The sequence below is a fragment of the Enterobacter sp. 6722112 genome (assembly GCF_058661685.1).
Genome location: NZ_JBZWGR010000007.1, coordinates 3485670 through 3506047, shown reverse-complemented (window position 1 = coordinate 3506047; position 20378 = coordinate 3485670). Strand labels below are relative to the sequence as shown.

Below are 20378 nucleotides of genomic sequence, written 5' to 3'. Positions count from 1 at the left end.
GCAGAACGGGATGTAAAATTCTGAATCAGCCTTCAGGATTTTCAGCGAGGAACAGCTCAAGAAGGGAGTTTAAGAACAGCTTGCCGTGCTCGGTGATCTGCCAGGACTCATCACACTCGGTCAGATACCCCTGCGCCAGCGCCTCGTCAATCTGCGGACGAATCACTGACTCCGGCAGCCCGGTATAACGCGTAAATTCCGCGCGCGGTGCGGCTTCCAGCAGACGGAAGCGGTTCATAAAGAACTCAAACGGCTTATCCGCCGCCTCGACGTCGTGCTGACGCTCCAGGTAGCGGCCTTCCATATACCCGCGCGGGTGACGCGTTTTGGCGGTACGCAGAATGCGTCCGTCCGGGAAGGTCACTTTGCCATGTGCGCCGCAGCCAATTCCCAGATAATCACCAAAACGCCAGTAGTTCAGATTGTGCTGACACTGATAGCCCGGCTTCGCATACGCCGACGTTTCGTATTGCTGATACCCCGCCGCGGTCAAAAGCTGGTGGCCCTGCTCGAAGATATCCCACAGCGCGTCATCGTCCGGCAGCACCGGAGGACGGGAACCAAACAGGGTGTTAGGCTCAATGGTCAGCTGATACCACGACAGATGCGGCGCATTCAGTTCAATCGCCTGACGCAAATCGTCCAGCGCTTCTTCGAGCGACTGATCCGGCAGGCCATGCATCAGGTCGAGGTTAAAGCTGCGCAGCCCAAGCCCCGTTGCCAGGTTTGCCGCGCGTTTTGCCTCTTCTGGGCCGTGGATACGCCCCAGACGCTTCAGCTTTGGCTCGCTAAAGCTCTGCACGCCGATAGAGATACGGTTCACGCCCGCACGCTGATACTCGACAAAACGGTCGGCCTCAACGGTACCGGGGTTGGCTTCCATCGTAATTTCAGCATCCACTGTCAGGTTCAGGCGTGCGCGCACGCCATCCAGCAGCGTCTGCATCGCCGGGCCTGAAAGCAGGCTCGGTGTACCGCCACCAATAAAAATGGTCTTCACTTCACGTCCCTGTGCGTACGATACATCAGCATCCAGATCGGCCAGCAGATGCGCGACGTAATCATCGTGCGGCACTTCGCTCTTCAGCGCGTGCGAGTTGAAATCGCAGTACGGGCATTTCTGCACGCACCATGGGATGTGAATATAAAGACTCAGAGGCGGCAAATTAGCCATTACGCAGTGCTTCCAGTAACAGTTTCAGGGCGCGTCCACGGTGGGAGATCGCGCTTTTCTCTTCGCGGGTGAGTTCCGCAGCGGTTTTTCCCTCGGTCGGGACAAAGAAAATCGGGTCGTAACCAAAGCCGCCGTTGCCCGCCGCTTCAAGGGTGATCACGCCCGGCCAGCTGCCGTGACAGACAATCGGCGTGGGATCTTCCGCGTGACGCATGTAGACCAGCACGCAGTGGAACTGCGCGGTACGCTGTTCGTCAGGGACGTCTTTCAGGGCCACAAGCAGCTTTTCCAGATTCTGCTGGTCGGTGGCGTCCACCCCGGAATAGCGGGCGGAGTAAATCCCTGGCGCACCGCCCAGAAAATCCACGGCCAGACCGGAGTCATCGGCTATCGCGGGCAGTCCGGTGATCTGCGCCGCATGGCGCGCTTTTAGAATGGCGTTTTCGATAAACGTCAGGCCGGTCTCTTCGGCGGAGTCCACGCCCAGCCCGGTCTGGGCCACCACGTCCAGCCCAAAATCATTTAATAGCGAGGCCAGCTCGCGCACTTTACCGGCGTTACCGGTGGCGAGAACAACTTTCTGCATGGTTTAGTCCTGTTCTTTCAGAGCCGCGACTTCCGTCGGGATAGATTGCGGGTTAAGGATTTTTACCTGTTTATGCCGGCCAAGTTCACCTTTCTCAATGATGACCTGGCTTTTAGCGACGCGAAACTGTTTAGCCAGATATTTGGTCAGATGCGCATTCGCCTGGCCGTCAACCGGCGGGGCAGTGATGGCGACTTTTAGCTCGTCGCCATGCAGCCCAACAATACTGTCGCGGCTGGCTTTCGGCTGAATGTACAGCCGCAAAACCAGCCCGTCGGCGCAGGGGCTAACTGCACTCATAACGCCATCCACAGCCCCGGCAGCAGCATATTACCCGTCGCCTGTAACAGTTCCGCGATACCCATATTCAGCACGTACAGCAGCAGAACGAGAAGCATCGGGGAAAAGTCGATTCCGCCCATTGCAGGCAGCAGGCTACGAATCGGACGCAGCAACGGTTCAGTCAGCTGAATCAACGCGTACTCCACCGGGCTACGGCCCCGGCTTACCCAGCTCATGATCGCCATCACCAGCAGGACCCAGAAGATCAGCGAGCCGACGGTTTTAACCAGGATCAGAACGGCTGAAATCCAGATAATCGGCTGGAAAGTGATGACCATAAACAGCACGATCGCTTTGATAACGCTCAGAATAAACGCCATCAGCAGAGATGAACTGTCAATTGGCCCCATTGCCGGAATGACGCGGCGAAGCGGCCCCACAACGGGCTGCGTGATTTTCACGATAAATTGTGAGAATGGATTGTAAAAATCACAACGGGCCCACTGCATCCAGACGCGCAACAGCAGCGCCATCGTATACAGTTCAATGACCGTTGAAAGCAGGAAAGTCAACGTCTTCATGGCGTTCCTCAGGTTTCCTTATTATTGGGGGTAATCGCGCGCACCGAAAATTGCCGTGCCGATGCGCACCATGGTGCTGCCTGCCGCGATGGCGGCTTCCATATCGTCCGACATGCCCAGAGAAAGCGTGTCTACCGTGTCATAGCGCGCCTTAAGCGCCTCAAATGCTACAGCCATTTGCTGTGCCACGGCAAACTGCCTTTCATAACTTGACTCTGGCGCCGGGATAGCCATCAGCCCGCGCAGGGTTAAGCGCGGCAGCGCCGCCACGTCTGCCGCCAGCGCCTCCAGTTCGCCCAGCGTAATGCCGGACTTGCTGTTTTCATCGCTGATGTTGATTTGAATCAGCACGTTAAGCGCTGGCATCTCCATAGGGCGCTGGTCGCTCAGACGGGTAGCGATGCGCAGACGATCGATGGTGTGGCACCAGTCAAAGTGCTCTGCTACCAGACGGCTTTTGTTCGACTGTAGCGGACCGATAAAGTGCCATTGCAGGTCTGTATTTCCCCGTTCCCGGAAAGCGCGAATTTTATCCACGCCTTCCTGCACATAGTTTTCACCAAAGGCACGATGACCGGCGGCTATCGCTTCTGCGATGGCGCTCGCAGGCTTAGTTTTGCTGACTGCAAGCAACGTAATTTCTTCTGGAGCACGGCCGCAACGCGTTGCCGCGGCTGAGATTTTGTCCCGGACCTGTGCCAGGTTATGCGCAATGTCGTTCATTTTCCGAGGAGTAGTCTATGGATGTGGAAGAAATTGTGGCCCTTAGTGTAAAGCATAACGTCTCCGATCTACACCTGTGCAGTGATTCGCCACCGCGCTGGCGCAGGTCAGGTCGTCTTGAACCTGCGCCGTTTCCGCCCCCGGATGTGGAGGCGTTATTAAAAGCGTGGCTCAACGACGAACAGCAGGGCGCATGGTGGGCAAACGGGCAGGTGGATTTTGCCGTTACCCTCGCAGGCCGTCAGCGGCTGCGCGGCAGTGCGTTTAAGCATATGCACGGCGTTTCGATTGCGCTGCGGCTGTTGCCGCTGACGTGCCCGCAGCTCTCTGCGCTAGGTGTGCCGCGAGCGATCCCGGAACTACTGTTCAATGACAATGGCCTGATTCTGGTCACCGGCGCCACCGGCAGTGGGAAATCGACCACCCTGGCCGCTATGGTCGATTTCCTCAATCACCAGACGGACGGGCATATTCTGACCCTGGAAGATCCGGTGGAGTTTATGTACCAGAGCGAACGTTGCCTGATCCAGCAGCGGGAGATAGGCCAGCACAGCCCGTCCTTTGCCGAGGCGCTGCGCAGCGCGCTGCGTGAAGATCCGGATGTGATTCTGCTTGGTGAGCTGCGCGACAGCGAGACGATACGCCTGGCGCTGACGGCGGCGGAAACCGGCCATCTGGTGTTAGCCACGCTGCACACGCGCGGCGCGGCGCAGGCGATCGAGCGCCTGGTCGACACCTTCCCGGCGCAGGAGAAAGATCCGGTGCGTAATCAGCTGGCGGGAAGCCTGCGTGCGGTCCTGGCGCAGAAGCTACGTCAGGATGTCCAGGGCGGGCGCGTGGCGCTGTATGAGCTACTGGTGAATACCTCGGCGGCGGCAAACCTGATCCGCGAAGGCAAAACCTGGCAACTGCCGGGCATTATTCAAACGGGGCAGCAGGCGGGAATGCAGAACTTTGAGCAGAGTCTGGCGGAGCGACGGGCGCAGGGGCGGCTGTAGCCCCGGCGCTCAGTAACCCTGTTCGAAATAGCTTTCGAGAATAATGACGGCTGAAGCTGAATCCACGCTGCCTTTGTTCAGCGCCCGGAAGCCACCGTGCTCGAACAGGCCAGCGCGTGCCTCGACGGTGCTCAAACGTTCATCGTGCAGCTTAACGGAGACGCCAAAGCGGCCATGGATTTTGTTCGCGAATTTGCGCGCGCGGGCGGTAAGCGGTTGCTCGGTGCCGTCCATGTTTAGCGGCAGGCCGACAATCACGTCGTCCGGCTGCCACTCTTTGAGCAAGCGCTCAATAAGGTTCCAGTCCGGCGTGCCGTCGTTAGCTTTCAGCGCCGTGAGCGGGCGAGCGGTGCCGGTGATCCGTTGACCCACAGCGACGCCGATGCTTTTGGTGCCGAAGTCGAAGGCGAGAAGGGTGCCGCTCATTACGCGTGCCCCGCAACGCCAGGCATGGTCAGAATATCAATGCCAATCAGTTTTGCCGCGTCACGCCAGCGATCGGCGATAGGGGTTTTAAACAGGATATTCATATCCGCAGGGGCTGTCAGCCAGGCGTTGTCCAGAATTTCTTGTTCCAGCTGCCCTTTTTCCCAGGAGGCGTAGCCGAGCGCAACCAGCACCTCAGAAGGCTGACTGGCAGTGCCCAGCGTTTCAAGCACGTCGCGAGAGGTGGTGACGACGGTGTTATCGGAGATACGAATGCTGGACGAGAAAACCGGCGGGGTATGCAGGATAAAGCCACGATCTTCTGCAAGCGGGCCGCCGAGCATCACCGGTTTATCGAGACGGATTTCCGGCAGCCGCGCTTCAGCAGGGATTTTCAACTTGTCCAGAATGCCTTCCACCTGGAGGTTTTCCAGCGGCTTATTGATGATAATCCCCATCGCGCCGTCTTCGTTGTATTCGCAAATATAGACCACGGAGCGGCGGAAAATCGGATCCTGGAGAGCAGGCATGGCAATAAGAAAGTGATGCTGTAAATTCATTGTCAGAGGTACTGTTTCCTGGTTTAAAAAGCGACAGCGCCCAGTATGGGGATAAACACAGGCGCTGTCACAGGTTATTTCTGTAAACGTTTTTCGATAGCGTCCATCAGCATTCCGGTGATCGAGATCGGGAATTCCGCTTCGATTTCACGAATGCAGGTCGGGCTGGTGACGTTCACTTCGGTCAGACGATCGCCGATGATATCGAGGCCGACGAAGATCAGGCCTTTGGCTTTCAGCGTAGGGCCGACGCGGCGGGCAATTTCCCAGTCGCTTTCGCTTAACGGACGCGGTTCGCCACGGCCGCCAGCCGCCAGGTTGCCACGGGTTTCCCCTCCCTGCGGGATACGCGCCAGGCAGTAAGGCACCGGCTCGCCGTCTACGACCAGCACACGCTTGTCGCCGTCTTTAATGGCTGGCAGATAGTTCTGCGCCATGCAGTAGCGGGTTCCCAGCTCGGTCAGCGTTTCGGCAATCACGCCAATGTTCGGATCGCCCTCTTTCACGCGGAAGATCGACGCGCCACCCATGCCGTCCAGCGGCTTCATGATGATGTCGCCGTGCTTCTGCCAGAATTCTTTCAGCTGCGTTTTGCTGCGGGTGACGAGCGTTTCCGGCGTCAGGTCAGAGAACCATGCGGTATAGAGCTTCTCGTTGCAGTCGCGCAGGCTCTGCGGCTTGTTGACGATCAGCGTTCCTTTCTCTTCGGCACGCTCAAGGATATAGGTGGCGTAAATGTATTCGGTGTCGAACGGCGGATCTTTACGCATCAGGATCACGTTAAGGTCGGCCAGGGCAATATCCTGCTCGGTACCGAATTCGTACCATTTTTCGTAGTTCTGCTCGACGTTAACGATGCGGGTGCGTGCGCGGGCTTCACCGTTGATCAGGTAAAGATCGTTCATCTCCATATAGTGGAGTTCATAGCCGCGACGCTGCGCTTCCAGCAGCATAGCGAAGCTGGAGTCTTTCTTGATGTTAATGTTTGCGATGGGGTCCATCACGATGCCGAGCTTAATCATCTTCTTCTCCGGTTATGGGTCAGGCTTTGCTTCAACCCAGATCGCCAAATCGCACCTGTAGCGCGGTAATGGCGGTGAGTGCCGTTGTCTCAGTGCGCAGAACGCGAGGTCCCAACAAAATATCAGTAAACTGGTAACGCGCCGTCATGGCAATTTCGTCAGCCGACAGGCCGCCTTCCGGGCCAATCAGCAGGCGTACACGCTCAACGGGCAGCGGCAGCGTATTGATGCTGGCGCTGGCGCGCGGATGAAGATTGAGCTTAAGCCCGCTTTCCTCTTCTGCACACCAGTCCTCCAGATCCATCGCCGGGCGGATCTCCGGGATACGGTTGCGGCCGCTCTGTTCGCAGGCCGCAATGGCAATTTTTTGCCACTGCTGGATCTTTTTGTTCAGACGTTCCGCATCCAGTTTAACGCCGCAGCGCTCAGAAAAAAGTGGCGTAATGAGGCTTACACCCAGTTCAATGGATTTCTGAATGGTGAACTCCATCTTTTCCCCACGCGACATCACCTGGCCCAGGTGAATGTGCAGCGGGGATTCCCGGTCGTCCACGTCGCCACGCAGCACCTTCACGTGCACGCTTTTTTTATCGGCGCGCGTAATTTCAGCGTCGAAAACCTGATTAGAGCCGTCAAAGAGCTGAATCGCCTGGCCGGCCCCCATGCGCAGCACGCGACCTACATGGTTTGCGGCATCATCAGACAGGGCGATTTCGCCGCCTGGGGTAATCAGTTCAGGGTGATAGATGCGAGGGATGCGCATAGTCAGAAATTCCATGTGTCATGCGATATAAGCGAATTGCCGTAGTGTAGGTTAGCTCTTTTGCGCCTGGCAAGCCCGCTGGACGTAAGGGTTGTGATTCCCCTGGACTTTGGCGATACGTTCGTCGCGCTGGCATTCCCAGTCCGTCACCGGGTAGAGCTTGTCCCAGGCATTGAAGAGCTGCGTCTGCTGGCGGGAAAGATTGAGATCGTAGCGGTCGCGCATATAGAAATAAGTGCGGGCGATGCTGCCGCGCGCGCGGGCAGGCGGTTCGGCGACTTTCTCTTTGAAATCGACCTTCATGGCGCACTGACCGTACTGGCCTTCGCCACCGTTCCACTGGCTGTACATGAAGTTTCCGCGGTCGCCATTGACCTCACCCACGGCGGGTTGCAGGTTGTGCATATCGCTTTCCATCTGGCGGTAGACCGGATCTTTTGCGCAATTTTTACGTCCACCGTCCTGCCAGCACTGGCGCTGGTGGCCAAACTGCCAGGCCGGAACAACGTGTTCCCATTCGATTCGGCTGGCGCGATTCTCGTTCTTGCGCACCTTATAGCCGCAGGATCCCAGATCCACGACCCCTTTCTTACCCTGCCAGTTAATTTTACAGCCGCAGTAGAAATCACCCGGTACGTCGGCGTTAATCTTTACGCCTGCGGTTTTTGCCTGAGAGAAACTGTGAATACCGTCGGCCAGAGCATGGCCGGATAGCGCTGTCGCCAGAAAAGCGACCGCGAGAGAAACATTACGGGACATCTTACACTCCGTGTCAAAACGAGCCCGCAACGTAACGAATGTTGTTCCCGTATGCAATCAGTCAGATCAGGAAAGTTCCTGAAAGTTCGAGTGATTATTCCGCAACCAGCGGTTCGCCGCACTTTACGCAGCGATAGGTCGCCTCGCCGCGCACAACGCGGTTATGGCGGCGGACGGTAAGCTGGTGCTGCTGACACTGGCAGCGGTAGGGGAAGGTATTGCGGCGTACCGATTCCAGCTCGAACTGATGGGTGCGGCGGGCCTGAACCCCGAGCACCGCCTCCATCATCCATTTCCACTCTTTGCCGTGCGGCGCGACGCGGCCAAAGTGTTTCCACACCAGCAGGTGCGCCAGCTCGTGCGGGACGACTTCGTCGATAAACGCCTGCTGGTTTTCCATCATCAGCACCGGATTCAGGCGGATCTCATACGACTCCAGCCAGGCGGTGCCTGCCGCGGTGCCACGCTGCTGATAGACCAGCTTCGGTTCAGGATAATTGCGGCCGAGCTTCAGGTTGGCCTGGGCGAGTTTTTCCCGCAGGCTGCGCATGACGGCTTGCTGAATGGCGATGGGGAGACGGGGAGCTTTCATAGGGGCAGAGCATAAAGCGGGAAGCGGGGAGGCGCAAGAGGCGCCTCCCGCAGGAGGATCAGTCGTGTGCGCCGATTTCGCGCAGAGGACGACCTTTCATCAGGTTACGTTCAATGTGTTCCAGTGAAACATGTTTGGTTTCAGGAACCAGCCAGATAGTGAGAACGATAAAGAACAGGTTCAGACCGGCGTAGACCCAGAAGGTATTGGCGTTACCCAGGGTATTGAGCATGGTCAGGAACGTTGCGCCGACGATCATGTTGGCAATCCAGTTGGTTGCGGTAGAACAGGTGATACCAAAATCACGCCCTTTCAGCGGCTGGATCTCAGAGCACAGCACCCAAATCAGCGGACCGGCGCTCATCGCAAACCCAATGATAAACATCAGCAGCATCGCCACGGCGAAGTACTGTGCCGTTGGAGAGTGAATGCCCATGTGCATCATGGTACCCAGCACGCCCATCCCGACGGCCATCACCAGGAAGCCCAGCGTCAGGGTTGGCTTACGTCCCCAGCGGTCCACCAGACCGATAGCGATAAAGGTCGCCAGCACGTTGGTCAGGCCGACGATCACGGTGCCCCACATCTGCTCGGTGGTGTTGGTGTAGCCCGCCAGTTCGAAGATTTTCGGCGCGTAATACATGATGACGTTCATCCCGGTGAACTGTTGCATGATCTGTAACAGCACACCGAGGAACACCGCGCGGCGGAAGTTGCTGTTCTCTTTGAACAGCGCCCAGCCGGACTGTTTGACCTTCAGGCTTTCGCGGATCTCTTCCAGCTCGTTTTTGGCTTCGGCGCTGGTATCACGCAGGCGTAAGAGCACGCGTTCGGCATCATGGAAGCGGCGTTTGGCGGCGAACCAGCGCGGACTGTCCGGCAGGAAGAAGACGCCAATCAGCAGCAGGATGGCTGGAATGATGATTACGCCCAGCATCCAGCGCCATGCGCCGCTGTAGCTGAATGCGGTATCCGAGAGATAAGCCCCCAGAATACCGATGGTGATCATCAGCTGATACATGGAAATCATGCTGCCGCGGATTTTTTCCGGAGCGATTTCAGACAGGTACAGCGGGGCAGTATAAGACGCCACGCCCACTGCCAGACCGAGCAGCACGCGGGAGATGATCAGCACTTCAACGTTAGGCGCAGCGGCAGAGAACAGTGAGCCGGCAACGAACAGGATCGCGCCGATCATCAGGCTCTTTTTACGCCCGAGCTTAAAGGAGAGCCAGCCGCTACCGACCGCGCCGACGGCGGCACCGAACATCATGGAGCTAACCACCCATTCCTGAGTGTGTGCGCTAATCTGGAACTCATCGGTGATGAAAGGTAATGCACCGGCAATTACGCCAATATCCAGGCCAAAGAGTAATCCTGCCAGAGCGGCGAGGAAGCAGACGAAGAACGTCATTGCCTTATTGGACGTACGCCCCTGTTTATTATTGTCAGGCATTATGCCCTCCAGTTGGGTTATCAGTTTTTACGATATTAAGAGTAGGTGAGCGGCTCATAAAAATATGTGAGTCAAATCACAACGGTGTAATCGGTTACACTGGCTTGTAACCGTAAAAATAATTAAAGCTTTGAAAATATAGAGGTAAATTAATTGATGTGCATCGCGTTTGCACAAATTTCAGACTTAACTGAAAGGGAATGTAACAGCAGAAGAAATGCGATCATGCAAAGAGAATATTCTGAAAGCGGGGTATAGAGAGTGAGGTGTAAACGGTTCCAAACATTGCCGGGTGGCGGCTGTGCCTTACCCGGCCTACAAAAACTCACTACCCGTAGGTCGGGTAAGGCATAGCCGCCACCCGACATAAAAAAGGCCAGCACAAAGGCTGGCCTGTTTAAGCTACTGGCAGTCGATTATTTCAGACCGGCAGCATCACGCAGCAGGGCGGCTTTGTCGGTTTTTTCCCATGGGAAATGTTCGCGGCCAAAGTGACCGTACGCTGCGGTTTCCTGGTAGATTGGGTGCAGCAGATCCAGCATCTGAATCAGACCGTATGGACGCAGGTCGAAGAACTCACGCACCAGCAGGGTCAGCTGTTCAGAAGGCACTTTTTCAGTACCGAAGGTTTCCACCATGATGGAGGTTGGCTCAGCCACGCCGATAGCGTAGGAAACCTGGATCTCACAGCGGTCAGCCAGACCGGCAGCAACGATATTTTTCGCCACATAACGTGCAGCGTACGCCGCAGAACGGTCAACTTTAGACGGATCTTTACCGGAGAATGCGCCGCCGCCGTGACGTGCCATGCCGCCGTAGGTATCTACGATGATTTTACGACCGGTCAGACCGCAGTCACCCATTGGGCCGCCGATAACAAAGCGTCCGGTTGGGTTGATGAAGAATTTGGTCGCAGAGCTCAGCCATTCAGTTGGCAGAACCGTCTTGATGATCTCTTCCATCACCGCTTCTTGCAGGGATTTCTGGTCAATCTCTTCAGCATGCTGCGTGGAAAGAACCACTGCATCGATACCGACGATTTTCCCGTCGTCATACTGGAAGGTCACCTGGCTTTTCGCATCCGGACGCAGCCACGGCAGGGTGCCGTTTTTACGCACTTCAGCCTGACGCTGCACCAGACGATGGGCGTAGGTTACCGGCGCTGGCATCAGCACGTCGGTTTCGTTGGTTGCGTAGCCGAACATCAGGCCCTGGTCACCCGCGCCCTGTTCCAGCGGATCGGCACGGTCAACGCCCTGGTTGATATCCGGAGACTGTTTGCCAATCGCGCTCAGTACGGCGCAGGAGTTGGCATCAAAGCCCATATCAGAATGTACATAGCCAATCTCACGCACCGTGTTACGGGTGATCTCTTCGATATCAACCCATGCGCTGGTGGTGATCTCACCGCCAACCAGAACCATGCCGGTTTTGACATAGGTTTCACACGCTACGCGCGCCTTTGGATCCTGCGCCAGGATCGCATCCAGCACCGCATCGGAGATTTGGTCAGCAATTTTATCAGGATGTCCTTCTGATACGGACTCGGACGTAAACAGGTGTTTTGCCATGTTTTATTTCACCTAAGAGGAATTTGGTTAGCTCAAGCTGCTGTGTGGAATAGCCATAGGAGATAATTCTACCAAGGCCTACAGGATTTTGACACTGGCAGTCTGAGTGTTAATCGGTATGGATGGATTAACATCTGGACGTCTATTTTAGGTCACTTCTTCACCCGATTTCCAGTTTTTTTTGACTCACCTCTCACTGCGTTGAAAACACGGCTGGAAATTTTTCCTGACGACGCTGGCAACCTGCGCATTTTTGTTTTGCTTTTTAGCGACCTTCTCGGTATAAAACGCGGCGCGCGGCTCATATAAAATAAGCGCTCGATGAACACATCGTGTCGCCACTTCCAGCCGGGTTAAGCAGTGAACTTTTAGCTTTGGCTTGTGGTCCGTTTCAGCAGAGGCGGCCGTGGAGGTGATACGAGATAATGAACCATCGTTTTCCGCTCATTCAGCGCAGCCGTTCTGGCGCGCATTTGATTCCCACCCGCACTTCTGGTCTAAACACCTGCCGATGTTATACCCATCTCGGTGCTTCTCAGGATTCCAGAGCCGGTCACGCTTTGTGAAAACTGAACAAGGGCGCTCTTGTTAATACAGGAGTTTTCTCGTGGTTTCGCCGAACCTTGTCATACAGAGTTCGGATACGTGTTTTACAATGATATGAATAAGAAACCGGTCGCACGGTCTGGATTTCAGCATACTCTGCTGGGAAATGGAGCCGTTAATGGGTTGTTATCGCCGTATAACGCTGCGATAGTAGTCAACTGTTTTACACTTAATACAAAGAGTTGAGGTTCGCTATGTCTGACGACATGTCTTCGCTTTCGCCTTCGTCAGCAGGCGAACAGGGTGTACTACGTTCTATGCAGGAGGTTGCGATGAGCTCCCAGGAAGCCAGCAAGATGCTGCGCACTTACAATATTGCCTGGTGGGGCAATAACTACTACGACGTTAACGAGCTGGGCCACATCAGTGTCTGCCCGGATCCGGACGTCCCGGAAGCGCGCGTGGATCTCGCTAAACTGGTGAAAACCCGTGAAGCGCAGGGTCAGCGCTTGCCTGCACTGTTCTGCTTCCCGCAGATCCTGCAACATCGCCTGCGTTCTATTAACGCCGCGTTCAAACGCGCGCGGGAATCGTATGGTTATAACGGCGACTATTTCCTCGTTTACCCGATCAAGGTCAACCAGCACCGTCGCGTGATTGAATCCCTGATCCACTCCGGCGAGCCGCTGGGCCTGGAAGCAGGCTCTAAAGCGGAGCTGATGGCGGTTCTGGCGCATGCGGGCATGACCCGGTCGGTGATCGTCTGTAACGGCTATAAAGACCGCGAATACATTCGTCTGGCGCTGATTGGCGAGAAGATGGGCCACAAGGTCTATCTGGTGATCGAGAAGATGACCGAAATCGCGATCGTGCTGGAAGAGGCCGAGCGTCTGAACGTGATCCCACGCCTTGGCGTGCGTGCGCGACTGGCGTCGCAGGGTTCCGGTAAATGGCAGTCTTCCGGCGGTGAGAAATCCAAGTTCGGCCTTGCGGCGAACCAGGTGCTTCAGCTGGTGGAAATTCTGCGCGAGCGCGGCCGTCTGGACAGCATTCAGCTGCTGCACTTCCACCTCGGCTCGCAGATGGCCAATATTCGCGACATCGCCACTGGGGTGCGTGAATCCGCGCGTTTCTACGTTGAGCTGCATAAGCTCGGCGTGAATATTCAGTGCTTTGACGTGGGCGGCGGCTTGGGCGTGGACTACGAAGGGACCCGCTCGCAGTCTGACTGCTCGGTAAACTATGGCCTGAACGAATATGCCAACAACATCATCTGGGCGATTGGCGATGCCTGCGAAGAGCACGGCCTGCCGCACCCGACGGTGATCACCGAATCCGGCCGCGCGGTCACCGCGCACCATACGGTACTGGTCTCTAACATCATTGGCGTTGAGCGTAGCGAAATCACCGAAGCCACGCCTCCGGCAGACGATGCCCCACGTTCCCTGCAAAGCATGTGGGAAACCTGGCAGGAGATGCACGAGCCGGGCACGCGTCGTTCCCTGCGCGAATGGCTGCACGACAGCCAGATGGACCTGCACGATATTCACGTCGGCTACTCGTCTGGCACCTTCAGCCTGCAAGAGCGCGCGTGGGCCGAGCAGCTCTATCTGAATATGTGCCACGAAGTGCAGAAACAGCTCGACCCGAGCAACCGCGCGCACCGTCCGATTATCGACGAGTTGCAGGAGCGTATGGCGGACAAAATGTACGTCAACTTCTCCCTGTTCCAGTCGATGCCGGATGCCTGGGGTATCGACCAGCTGTTCCCGGTTCTGCCGCTGGAAGGGCTGAACCACGCCCCGGAACGCCGCGCCGTGCTGCTGGACATCACCTGTGACTCCGACGGCGCAATTGACCACTACGTCGACGGCGACGGTATCGCGACCACTATGCCAATGCCGGAATACGATCCGGAGAACCCGCCAATGCTGGGCTTCTTTATGGTGGGTGCGTATCAGGAGATCCTTGGCAACATGCACAACCTGTTTGGTGATACCGAAGCGGTTGACGTGTTTGTCTTCCCTGACGGCAGCGTGGAGGTTGAGCTGTCCGACGAAGGGGACACCGTGGCGGACATGCTCGAATACGTTCAGCTGGATCCGAAAAAACTGCTCACCCAGTTCCGCGATCAGGTGAAAAATACCGGTCTGGACGATGCCTTGCAGCAGCAGTTCCTGGAAGAGTTTGAAGCGGGTCTGTACGGGTATACGTATCTGGAAGACGAGTAAGAAAACCTCCCTCTCCCTGTGGGAGAGGGGCGGGGTGAGGGCATCAGGCCGCTGTGCCGCCGATGCCCGGTGGCGCTGCGCTTACCGGGCCTACGAATGTAGGCCGGAGAAGGCGAAGCCGCCATCCGGCAGAATGCTATACTCACTTGAACCCGTATGAATTAACGGCGATAATTCGCCCCAATATGCGATTTACGAATCAATCCCTTCCTCGTCGGGTTTAACGACGCGGAGGGGATTTTTTTTCATCTGTTTTTAATGTATCGACTTTATAAGAGGTCAGGACATGAGCACTTTAGGTCATCAGTACGATAACTCTCTGGTATCTAACGCGTTTGGTTTTTTACGCCTTCCGATGAACTTCCAGCCGTACGACAGCGATGCGGACTGGGTGATCACCGGCGTACCGTTCGACATGGCAACGTCCGGTCGCGCGGGGGGACGTCATGGCCCGGCGGCGATCCGTCAGGTTTCCACCAACCTGGCCTGGGAGCACAACCGCTTCCCGTGGAACTTCGACATGCGCGAGCGCCTGAACGTGGTGGACTGCGGCGATCTGGTGTACGCCTTCGGCGACGCGCGTGAGATGAGCGAAAAATTGCAGGCGCACGCCGAGAAGCTGCTGGCGGCCGGTAAACGCATGCTCTCCTTCGGCGGTGACCACTTCGTGACCCTGCCGCTGCTGCGCGCCCACGCGAAGCACTTCGGCAAAATGGCGCTGGTGCACTTCGATGCGCACACCGACACCTACGCGAACGGCTGCGAGTTCGACCACGGCACCATGTTCTATACCGCGCCGAAGGAAGGCCTGATCGATCCAAACCACTCCGTGCAGATCGGCATCCGCACCGAGTTCGACAAAGACAACGGCTTCACCGTACTCGACGCGGGCCATGTGAACGATCGCGGCGTGGACGATATTCTGGCTCAGGTTAAGCAGATCGTCGGCGACATGCCTGTCTATCTGACCTTCGATATTGACTGCCTGGATCCGGCATTCGCACCGGGTACCGGTACGCCGGTGATCGGCGGCCTGACATCAGACCGCGCCATCAAGCTGGTGCGCGGCCTGAAGGATCTGAACATCGTCGGGATGGACGTGGTGGAAGTGGCTCCGGCCTATGACCAGTCCGAGATCACCGCGCTGGCCGCGGCGACCCTGGCGCTGGAAATGCTCTACATCCAGGCGGCGAAAAAAGGCGAATAAGCCTTACGCGCTGATTGCTGCTGCGCGCCGCATGCGCAGCAGCAACATTCCCCCGGCAAGCAGGGTGACAACCTGCGAGACGACCAGCACCGAAAAGCCTGAACTGACCGACCCCACCGATCTCATCACCATCCCCATCAGCAGCGGAATAAACGCCGCGCAGATATTGCCGATCCCATTGATTATGCCGTAAGCGCTGCCCACCGCTTCCCGCGCGGCGTGATGCTGGATCACCGCCGGAATAGCCGCTCCCTGTAGCCCCCAGAAGACGTTAGCCGAAAGCATAAACAGCGCCAGCCAGGCAGGCTGATGGCTGAGCATCAGCGCGACAACGGAGAGTGCCGTCAACGTACCGCCCACCACAAACAGTACCGGGCCTGTTCCGGACGCATTTTATCGAGCAGCACGCCGCCCAGAAACTTTGACCCCAGACTGAGCAGGAAGGGGATCGCCGCAAGCCAGCCCGTGGCATGCAGCGAGAAGTGGTGCTCGTCACGCAGCCACGCGGGTAACCAGGCGCTGCTCCCCCAGAGATAGCTCAGGGTGGCGATTTCAACCACCATGATCCAGCCCAGCAGCGGCGTCTGCCAGGCCAACGTGAAGGTGTGAACAAACCCCGGCTTTTTCGCGGTCGGGAGCTTGCGCGGCGCGGGCAGAAAACGCCAGATTAAGCCGCCGCCGAGGAGAAGGTTGATTGCCGCCAGTGCATAAAACGATCCGGCCCAGCCCAGATGCGACATCAGCCAGGTCACCAGCGGAAAGCCCACGGCCAGCCCGAGCGAGACGCCCAGCGCGGTCACGGCGTTGGGTTTGCCGATCTCTTGCGCGCTAAAGTTATCGCTGATAAAGCGCGTTTTCAGTGAAAAAAGCGGTCCCTCCGCGATCCCCAGAATCACGCGGGCGAAGAGCATTCCCGTCAGCGAGCCGAGCAAAGGTGAAGCCGCGCAGACCGCGGCCCAAATCGCAATGCTGCTTAATAATCCCTGCCGATAATGAAGTTTGCTTTCAATAACCGGCGTTAATAATAAAGCGGAAAATCCATAACCCAGAAGAAAGCAGGTCATGAGCAGGCCCTGTAACATTCTGTTTTCATTTAACTGAAAATGTTCGGCAAATTCCGGGTTTAAAATCATTACCGAGATATTTACCCGATCGACGTAGGAAATAATAATGAGTAATAAAAGTGCAATCGTGCCTTGCCATCTTGCCGTCATCATGTCCGCCTTACGTTTTTTGTAACTTATATTTTTCATCAATGTGATTGTCACGGAGCTAAAATGGTTCGCCTGTGAAACTCTTTGTTTAATAAAGATAAATAAAAAATAAGTTTCACAGGTGAAACGCGATAGAGGTAACGTTCATTTATTTTTAGAGAGTAAAAAGAAAAGAAGTCAATCTGTTTTATTGAAAATAAGAGTCCATTAAAAAAACCTATTTCTCACGCTGCAATAATGAAAATTTCATATCGCTGCATTTTTTCGTGATCCCTTGCACACTTAGTTAATTAATTGCCGATCGATTAACAAATTCGTCACATTGTCGCTTGACGAAACATTCATCGCTTTTATATTGACCGTATTAAATAAGAAACAGAGTTTCATATATGAAACAAAAGCCTGGAGGATCGTGATGAGCTGGATAGGCGTATGTGACGCAGAACAAGTACAGGAAGATTTCCCTTTTAGCGGCAACGTCGACGGTAAAGAGATCGGCGTTTACCTGATCGACGGTGAATATTACGCGCTGGAGGACGTATGCCCGCACGCCTATGCCCTGCTGAGTCAGGGCTTCGTGGAAGACGGCAAGGTGGAATGCCCGCTGCACGAGGCGGTGTTCGACGTCAAAACCGGCCAGTGTCTGCACGGCCCCGGAGGACGCAACCTCAATCGTTACCCGGTTCGGGTTTTTGAAAACCAGATTCAGATTACCTTCGTTGAGGAGACCGTGGCATGAGCGACACGCTGAACTACAACCCGGCGCTGCCGGAAAGCCGCCAGTTTACCCCGCCGGCAGAGGGCGGTAATGGCGCCATTCATAAGCCGGGTGATTACACCAACCTGATCTGGCAGACCCGCAGCCGCGAGCCGGAAAGCTGGGAAGTGAAGCTGATTGCGACGCTGGAAGATCTCTTCGAGCAGGGCGTTGAAACCTTGCCGGAGCTGGTAAGCGGGCTGAACGCGGTGCGTATGCACGACCAGCAGGGCGAGCCGTGGAGCGACGCCAGCTTCCAGGCATTCTTACAGGTTAACGGCTACTGAGGGCAACGCGATGACGACGACCGTACAAAACTATCTTGATAAAGGCCTGCGCGGCCTCTGGTATCCGGTGCTGGCGAGCTGGGAAGTGCAGTCTGCGCCGGTGGGCATCACCCGCCTGGGCGAGCAGATTGTGGTCTGGCGCAATAAAGATGGACAGGTTCAGGCGCTGGAGGACCGCTGTCCGCATCGCGGTGCGCGCCTGTCGATGGGCTGGAACCTCGGGGACCGCATTGCCTGCTGGTATCACGGCGTAGAGGTGGCGGGCAACGGCGAGGTGAAAGACGTGCCCGCCGTGGATAAATGTCCGCTGGTCGGCCAGCAGTGCGTGCGCAGCTATAACGTGCAGGAGGCGCACGGCGCCATCTTCCTGTGGTTTGGCGTCACCGCGGACCAGCAGCCGGACGAACTGACCTTCCCGGATGAACTCGCCGACACGGAAAACTTCAGCAACTTCCTCTGCACCGCCGCGTGGAAATGCAATTACCAGTACGCGCTGGAAAACGTGATGGACCCGATGCACGGCACCTATCTGCACTCCTCGTCGCACTCGATGGCGGAAGGGGATCGCAAGGCCGACATGGTGCTCCAGCCGACCAAAACCGGTTTTATTTTCGAGAAGAAAGGGCAGAGCGGCGTCAACTTCGACTGGGTTGAGCTCGGCAACAGCGGCACCTGCTGGATGCGCCTCTCTATTCCTTACAAGAAGCGCTTCGGACCGGGCGGCCACTTCTTTATCGTCGGCATGGTGGTGCCGGAAGATAACGACAACTGCCGCGTCTTCTTCTGGCGCATCCGCCGCGTGCAGGGCTGGCAGCGCGATATGTGGCGCTTCATGTACCGCAACCGTCTGGAAAAACTGCACTGGGAAGTGCTGGAGCAGGACCGTGTGGTGCTGGAAAGCCTGGCGCCAAACGCGCGCGATCATGAATACCTGTATCAGCACGACGTTGGCCTCTCGCGCCTGCGCCGCATGATGCAAAAGGCCGCCAAAGAGCAGCTGGCGATGCGTGAAGCACAGCAGGGAGCCGCCTGATGAATGGGCTGCTAAGCGGCAAGCGCATCGTGGTGACCGGCGCCGCGCGCGGGCTGGGCTACCACTTTGCCCAGGCCTGCGCGGAGCAGGGTGCGAAGGTAGTGATGTGCGACATCCTTCAGGGCGAGCTGGCCGAAAGCGCCCACGGGCTGAGCGAGCAGGGCTATGCGATCGAATCGCACGCTATCGATCTGGGCGATCCGCATTCTATTGAGCAGGCGTTTAGCGCCATTGGCGAGCAGGGGCCGATTGACGGCCTGGTCAACAACGCGGCGATGGCAACGGGCGTGGGCGGCAAAAACATGCTTGATTACGATCCGGATCTCTGGGATCGGGTGATGAGCGTCAACGTGAAAGGCACCTGGCTGGTGACGCGCGCCGCCGTGCCGCTGCTGCGCGAAGGGGCAGGCATTGTGAACGTGGCGTCCGACACCGCGCTGTGGGGCGCGCCGCGCCTGATGGCCTACGTTGCCAGCAAGGGGGCCGTGATTGCCATGACCCGTTCAATGGCGCGCGAACTGGGGGAAAAACGTATCCGGATCAACGCCATCGCACCGGGGCTAACCCGCGTCGAGGCGACGGAATATGTCCCCGCCGAACGGCATCAGCTCTACGAAAACGGACGCGCGTTAACCGGCGCGCAGCAGCCGGAAGATGTCACCGGCAGCGTGGTCTGGCTGTTAAGTGATCTGTCGAGGTTTATCACCGGACAGCTGATCCCGGTCAACGGCGGTTTTGTCTTTAACTAAGGTAGGGCGATGATGGCAAACGATCAGGAAGTGAAGTATCTGGTGCCGGGGCTGGAGCGCGGTTTACAGCTGCTGTTGGCCTTTGGCGAGCAGCATCGCGATCTGACCTTTGCCGAACTGCACCGGCTGGTGGATATGCCGAAGGCTACCGCCTATCGCGTGGTCCAGACGCTGGAGTACATGGGATTTCTGGAGCGCAACACGCGCACCAATACCTTTTCGCTGGGCATGAACGTGCTGCGTCTTGGCTTTGAGTACATCGCCTCGCTGGACGTGGCGCAGGTCGGCCAGCCGGTGATCGAGCAATTGCGCGACGTGAGCCAGTGCAGCAGCCATCTGGCGATCCGCGACGGGCGCGACATTATCTACATCGCCCGCGTCAGCGCCGCCGGGTCGCGCATCAACCAGGTCAGCATTGGTACCCGCCTGCCGGTGCACTGCACCTCGCTCGGCCGCATGCTGTTGACCGATATTTCCCGCGCTGATTTCGAACAGCTGTTCCCGCATGAGCGTCTGCCGGGCAACACGCCGGGGCAGCTTTACGACCGTGAAGCCCTGTGGCAGATGGTGCAGCAGGACAAAGCCCGCGGGTATGTCATCGGCGAATCCTTCTTCCGCCACGGCATCTCCTCCATCGTCTACCCGGTGTATGACCGAAGCGGCCGCGTGGCGGCGGTGGTCAGCATTCTGGTGCCGTCGGAGGAGATCCCGCAGAGCGACCGCGAGCGCCTGCAAAACGAGGTTCGCCTCGCGGCGGATAAAATTTCTGGCTTCTTAGGGTATTTGTCACAGGCCAGTTAAATCAGTGAGTTAACGTCAGGCGCTTGACTGCGTCGGGCATGTTTTACGCCCAGTCTGGGC

23 protein-coding genes and 1 pseudogene are annotated in these 20378 nt (G+C 57.0%); 10 read left to right on the top strand and 14 right to left on the bottom strand.

Annotation, left to right across the window (positions count from 1 at the left end; translation table 11 throughout):
- Nucleotides 1-25: 25 nt before the first annotated feature.
- Genes hemW through AC4OVU_RS18190 form a run of 5 tightly spaced genes read right to left on the bottom strand, consistent with a single transcriptional unit; the run spans nucleotide 26 to nucleotide 3346 of the window.
- Entirely contained in the window at nucleotides 26-1174 is a 1149-nt protein-coding gene (gene hemW, locus AC4OVU_RS18210; protein ID WP_110292355.1) for a radical SAM family heme chaperone HemW, read from the bottom strand.
- On the bottom strand, nucleotides 1167-1760 hold the full coding sequence (gene rdgB, locus AC4OVU_RS18205) for an RdgB/HAM1 family non-canonical purine NTP pyrophosphatase (RefSeq protein ID WP_110292354.1): 594 nt from the start codon (nucleotides 1758-1760) through the stop codon (nucleotides 1167-1169). The genes hemW and rdgB overlap by 8 nt, the downstream gene beginning before the upstream one ends.
- Nucleotides 1761-1763: 3 nt before the next feature.
- Nucleotides 1764-2060 carry a DUF167 family protein YggU gene (yggU, locus tag AC4OVU_RS18200; protein WP_023304404.1) on the bottom strand — a complete coding sequence of 99 codons (297 nt, stop codon included), beginning with the start codon at nucleotides 2058-2060 and terminating at the stop codon, nucleotides 1764-1766.
- Entirely contained in the window at nucleotides 2057-2623 is a 567-nt protein-coding gene (locus AC4OVU_RS18195; protein WP_015571838.1) for a YggT family protein, read from the bottom strand. The genes yggU and AC4OVU_RS18195 overlap by 4 nt, the downstream gene beginning before the upstream one ends.
- 21 nt (nucleotides 2624-2644) lie before the next feature.
- On the bottom strand, nucleotides 2645-3346 hold the full coding sequence (locus AC4OVU_RS18190) for a YggS family pyridoxal phosphate-dependent enzyme (protein WP_017692690.1): 702 nt from the start codon (nucleotides 3344-3346) through the stop codon (nucleotides 2645-2647).
- A 17-nt stretch (nucleotides 3347-3363) separates the two neighbouring features.
- Between AC4OVU_RS18190 and AC4OVU_RS18185 the strand changes: the two genes are divergently transcribed.
- A complete protein-coding gene (locus AC4OVU_RS18185; RefSeq protein WP_110292353.1) occupies nucleotides 3364-4344 on the top strand; it encodes a type IV pilus twitching motility protein PilT in 981 nt (326 codons plus the stop codon).
- 9 nt (nucleotides 4345-4353) lie between these two features.
- Here the strand turns inward: AC4OVU_RS18185 and ruvX are convergent, their stop codons facing one another.
- The 8 genes from ruvX to metK form a co-directional block, all read right to left on the bottom strand.
- The gene (gene ruvX / locus AC4OVU_RS18180; protein ID WP_006811925.1) at nucleotides 4354-4770 is read right to left on the bottom strand and encodes a Holliday junction resolvase RuvX; all 417 of its coding nucleotides are present in this window, start codon (nucleotides 4768-4770) and stop codon (nucleotides 4354-4356) included.
- Nucleotides 4770-5330 carry a YqgE/AlgH family protein gene (locus AC4OVU_RS18175; protein ID WP_006811924.1) on the bottom strand — a complete coding sequence of 187 codons (561 nt, stop codon included), beginning with the start codon at nucleotides 5328-5330 and terminating at the stop codon, nucleotides 4770-4772. The genes ruvX and AC4OVU_RS18175 overlap by 1 nt, the downstream gene beginning before the upstream one ends.
- 74 nt (nucleotides 5331-5404) lie before the next feature.
- Nucleotides 5405-6352: a glutathione synthase gene (gene gshB, locus AC4OVU_RS18170; protein ID WP_015571835.1), complete on the bottom strand. Its 948-nt coding sequence runs from the start codon at nucleotides 6350-6352 to the stop codon at nucleotides 5405-5407.
- A gap of 31 nt (nucleotides 6353-6383) precedes the next feature.
- A complete protein-coding gene (gene rsmE, locus AC4OVU_RS18165; RefSeq protein WP_017382923.1) occupies nucleotides 6384-7115 on the bottom strand; it encodes a 16S rRNA (uracil(1498)-N(3))-methyltransferase in 732 nt (243 codons plus the stop codon).
- 51 nt (nucleotides 7116-7166) lie between these two features.
- Nucleotides 7167-7874: a deoxyribonuclease I gene (endA, locus tag AC4OVU_RS18160; RefSeq protein WP_003860034.1), complete on the bottom strand. Its 708-nt coding sequence runs from the start codon at nucleotides 7872-7874 to the stop codon at nucleotides 7167-7169.
- Between the two features lie 94 nt (nucleotides 7875-7968).
- Entirely contained in the window at nucleotides 7969-8466 is a 498-nt protein-coding gene (locus tag AC4OVU_RS18155; RefSeq protein WP_110292351.1) for a SprT family zinc-dependent metalloprotease, read from the bottom strand.
- A 58-nt stretch (nucleotides 8467-8524) separates the two neighbouring features.
- Nucleotides 8525-9922 carry a galactose/proton symporter gene (galP, locus tag AC4OVU_RS18150; protein ID WP_015571832.1) on the bottom strand — a complete coding sequence of 466 codons (1398 nt, stop codon included), beginning with the start codon at nucleotides 9920-9922 and terminating at the stop codon, nucleotides 8525-8527.
- Between the two features lie 416 nt (nucleotides 9923-10338).
- Nucleotides 10339-11493 carry a methionine adenosyltransferase gene (gene metK / locus AC4OVU_RS18145; protein WP_491928762.1) on the bottom strand — a complete coding sequence of 385 codons (1155 nt, stop codon included), beginning with the start codon at nucleotides 11491-11493 and terminating at the stop codon, nucleotides 10339-10341.
- 425 nt (nucleotides 11494-11918) lie between these two features.
- On the opposite strand from metK, the gene AC4OVU_RS18140 reads away from it, so the two are divergent.
- The 4 genes from AC4OVU_RS18140 (at nucleotide 11919) to speB (ending at nucleotide 15477) form a co-directional block, all read left to right on the top strand.
- On the top strand, nucleotides 11919-12059 hold the full coding sequence (locus AC4OVU_RS18140; protein WP_418235904.1) for a hypothetical protein: 141 nt from the start codon (nucleotides 11919-11921) through the stop codon (nucleotides 12057-12059).
- Between the two features lie 94 nt (nucleotides 12060-12153).
- A complete protein-coding gene (yqgB, locus tag AC4OVU_RS18135) occupies nucleotides 12154-12285 on the top strand; it encodes an acid stress response protein YqgB (protein WP_057979949.1) in 132 nt (43 codons plus the stop codon).
- Between the two features lie 8 nt (nucleotides 12286-12293).
- Nucleotides 12294-14270, top strand: a complete 1977-nt coding sequence (gene speA / locus AC4OVU_RS18130; protein WP_017382922.1) for a biosynthetic arginine decarboxylase — start codon at nucleotides 12294-12296, stop codon at nucleotides 14268-14270.
- Between the two features lie 286 nt (nucleotides 14271-14556).
- Complete coding sequence (gene speB / locus AC4OVU_RS18125; RefSeq protein ID WP_110292349.1) at nucleotides 14557-15477, top strand: agmatinase; 921 nt, start codon at nucleotides 14557-14559, stop codon at nucleotides 15475-15477.
- Between the two features lie 3 nt (nucleotides 15478-15480).
- Here speB and AC4OVU_RS18120 read toward each other — a convergent pair.
- Nucleotides 15481-16691, bottom strand: a pseudogene (locus AC4OVU_RS18120) (MFS transporter).
- A gap of 415 nt (nucleotides 16692-17106) precedes the next feature.
- Here AC4OVU_RS18120 and AC4OVU_RS18115 point away from each other — a divergent pair.
- The 5 genes from AC4OVU_RS18115 to AC4OVU_RS18095 are packed head-to-tail and all read left to right on the top strand — an operon-like array spanning nucleotide 17107 to nucleotide 20318.
- Complete coding sequence (locus AC4OVU_RS18115) at nucleotides 17107-17430, top strand: Rieske (2Fe-2S) protein (RefSeq protein ID WP_003860044.1); 324 nt, start codon at nucleotides 17107-17109, stop codon at nucleotides 17428-17430.
- A complete protein-coding gene (locus AC4OVU_RS18110; RefSeq protein WP_017382919.1) occupies nucleotides 17427-17735 on the top strand; it encodes a recombinase-like helix-turn-helix domain-containing protein in 309 nt (102 codons plus the stop codon). Before AC4OVU_RS18115 ends, AC4OVU_RS18110 begins: the two co-directional genes overlap by 4 nt.
- Nucleotides 17736-17745: 10 nt before the next feature.
- Nucleotides 17746-18768 (top strand): Rieske 2Fe-2S domain-containing protein, encoded by a 1023-nt coding sequence (locus AC4OVU_RS18105; RefSeq protein WP_006811913.1) that lies wholly within the window; start codon nucleotides 17746-17748, stop codon nucleotides 18766-18768.
- Nucleotides 18768-19517, top strand: coding sequence for an SDR family oxidoreductase (locus AC4OVU_RS18100; RefSeq protein WP_045347328.1), 750 nt, complete (start codon nucleotides 18768-18770; stop codon nucleotides 19515-19517). Before AC4OVU_RS18105 ends, AC4OVU_RS18100 begins: the two co-directional genes overlap by 1 nt.
- Nucleotides 19518-19529: 12 nt before the next feature.
- The gene (locus AC4OVU_RS18095; RefSeq protein ID WP_045333642.1) at nucleotides 19530-20318 is read left to right on the top strand and encodes an IclR family transcriptional regulator; all 789 of its coding nucleotides are present in this window, start codon (nucleotides 19530-19532) and stop codon (nucleotides 20316-20318) included.
- The last annotated feature ends 60 nt before the right edge of the window (nucleotides 20319-20378 follow it).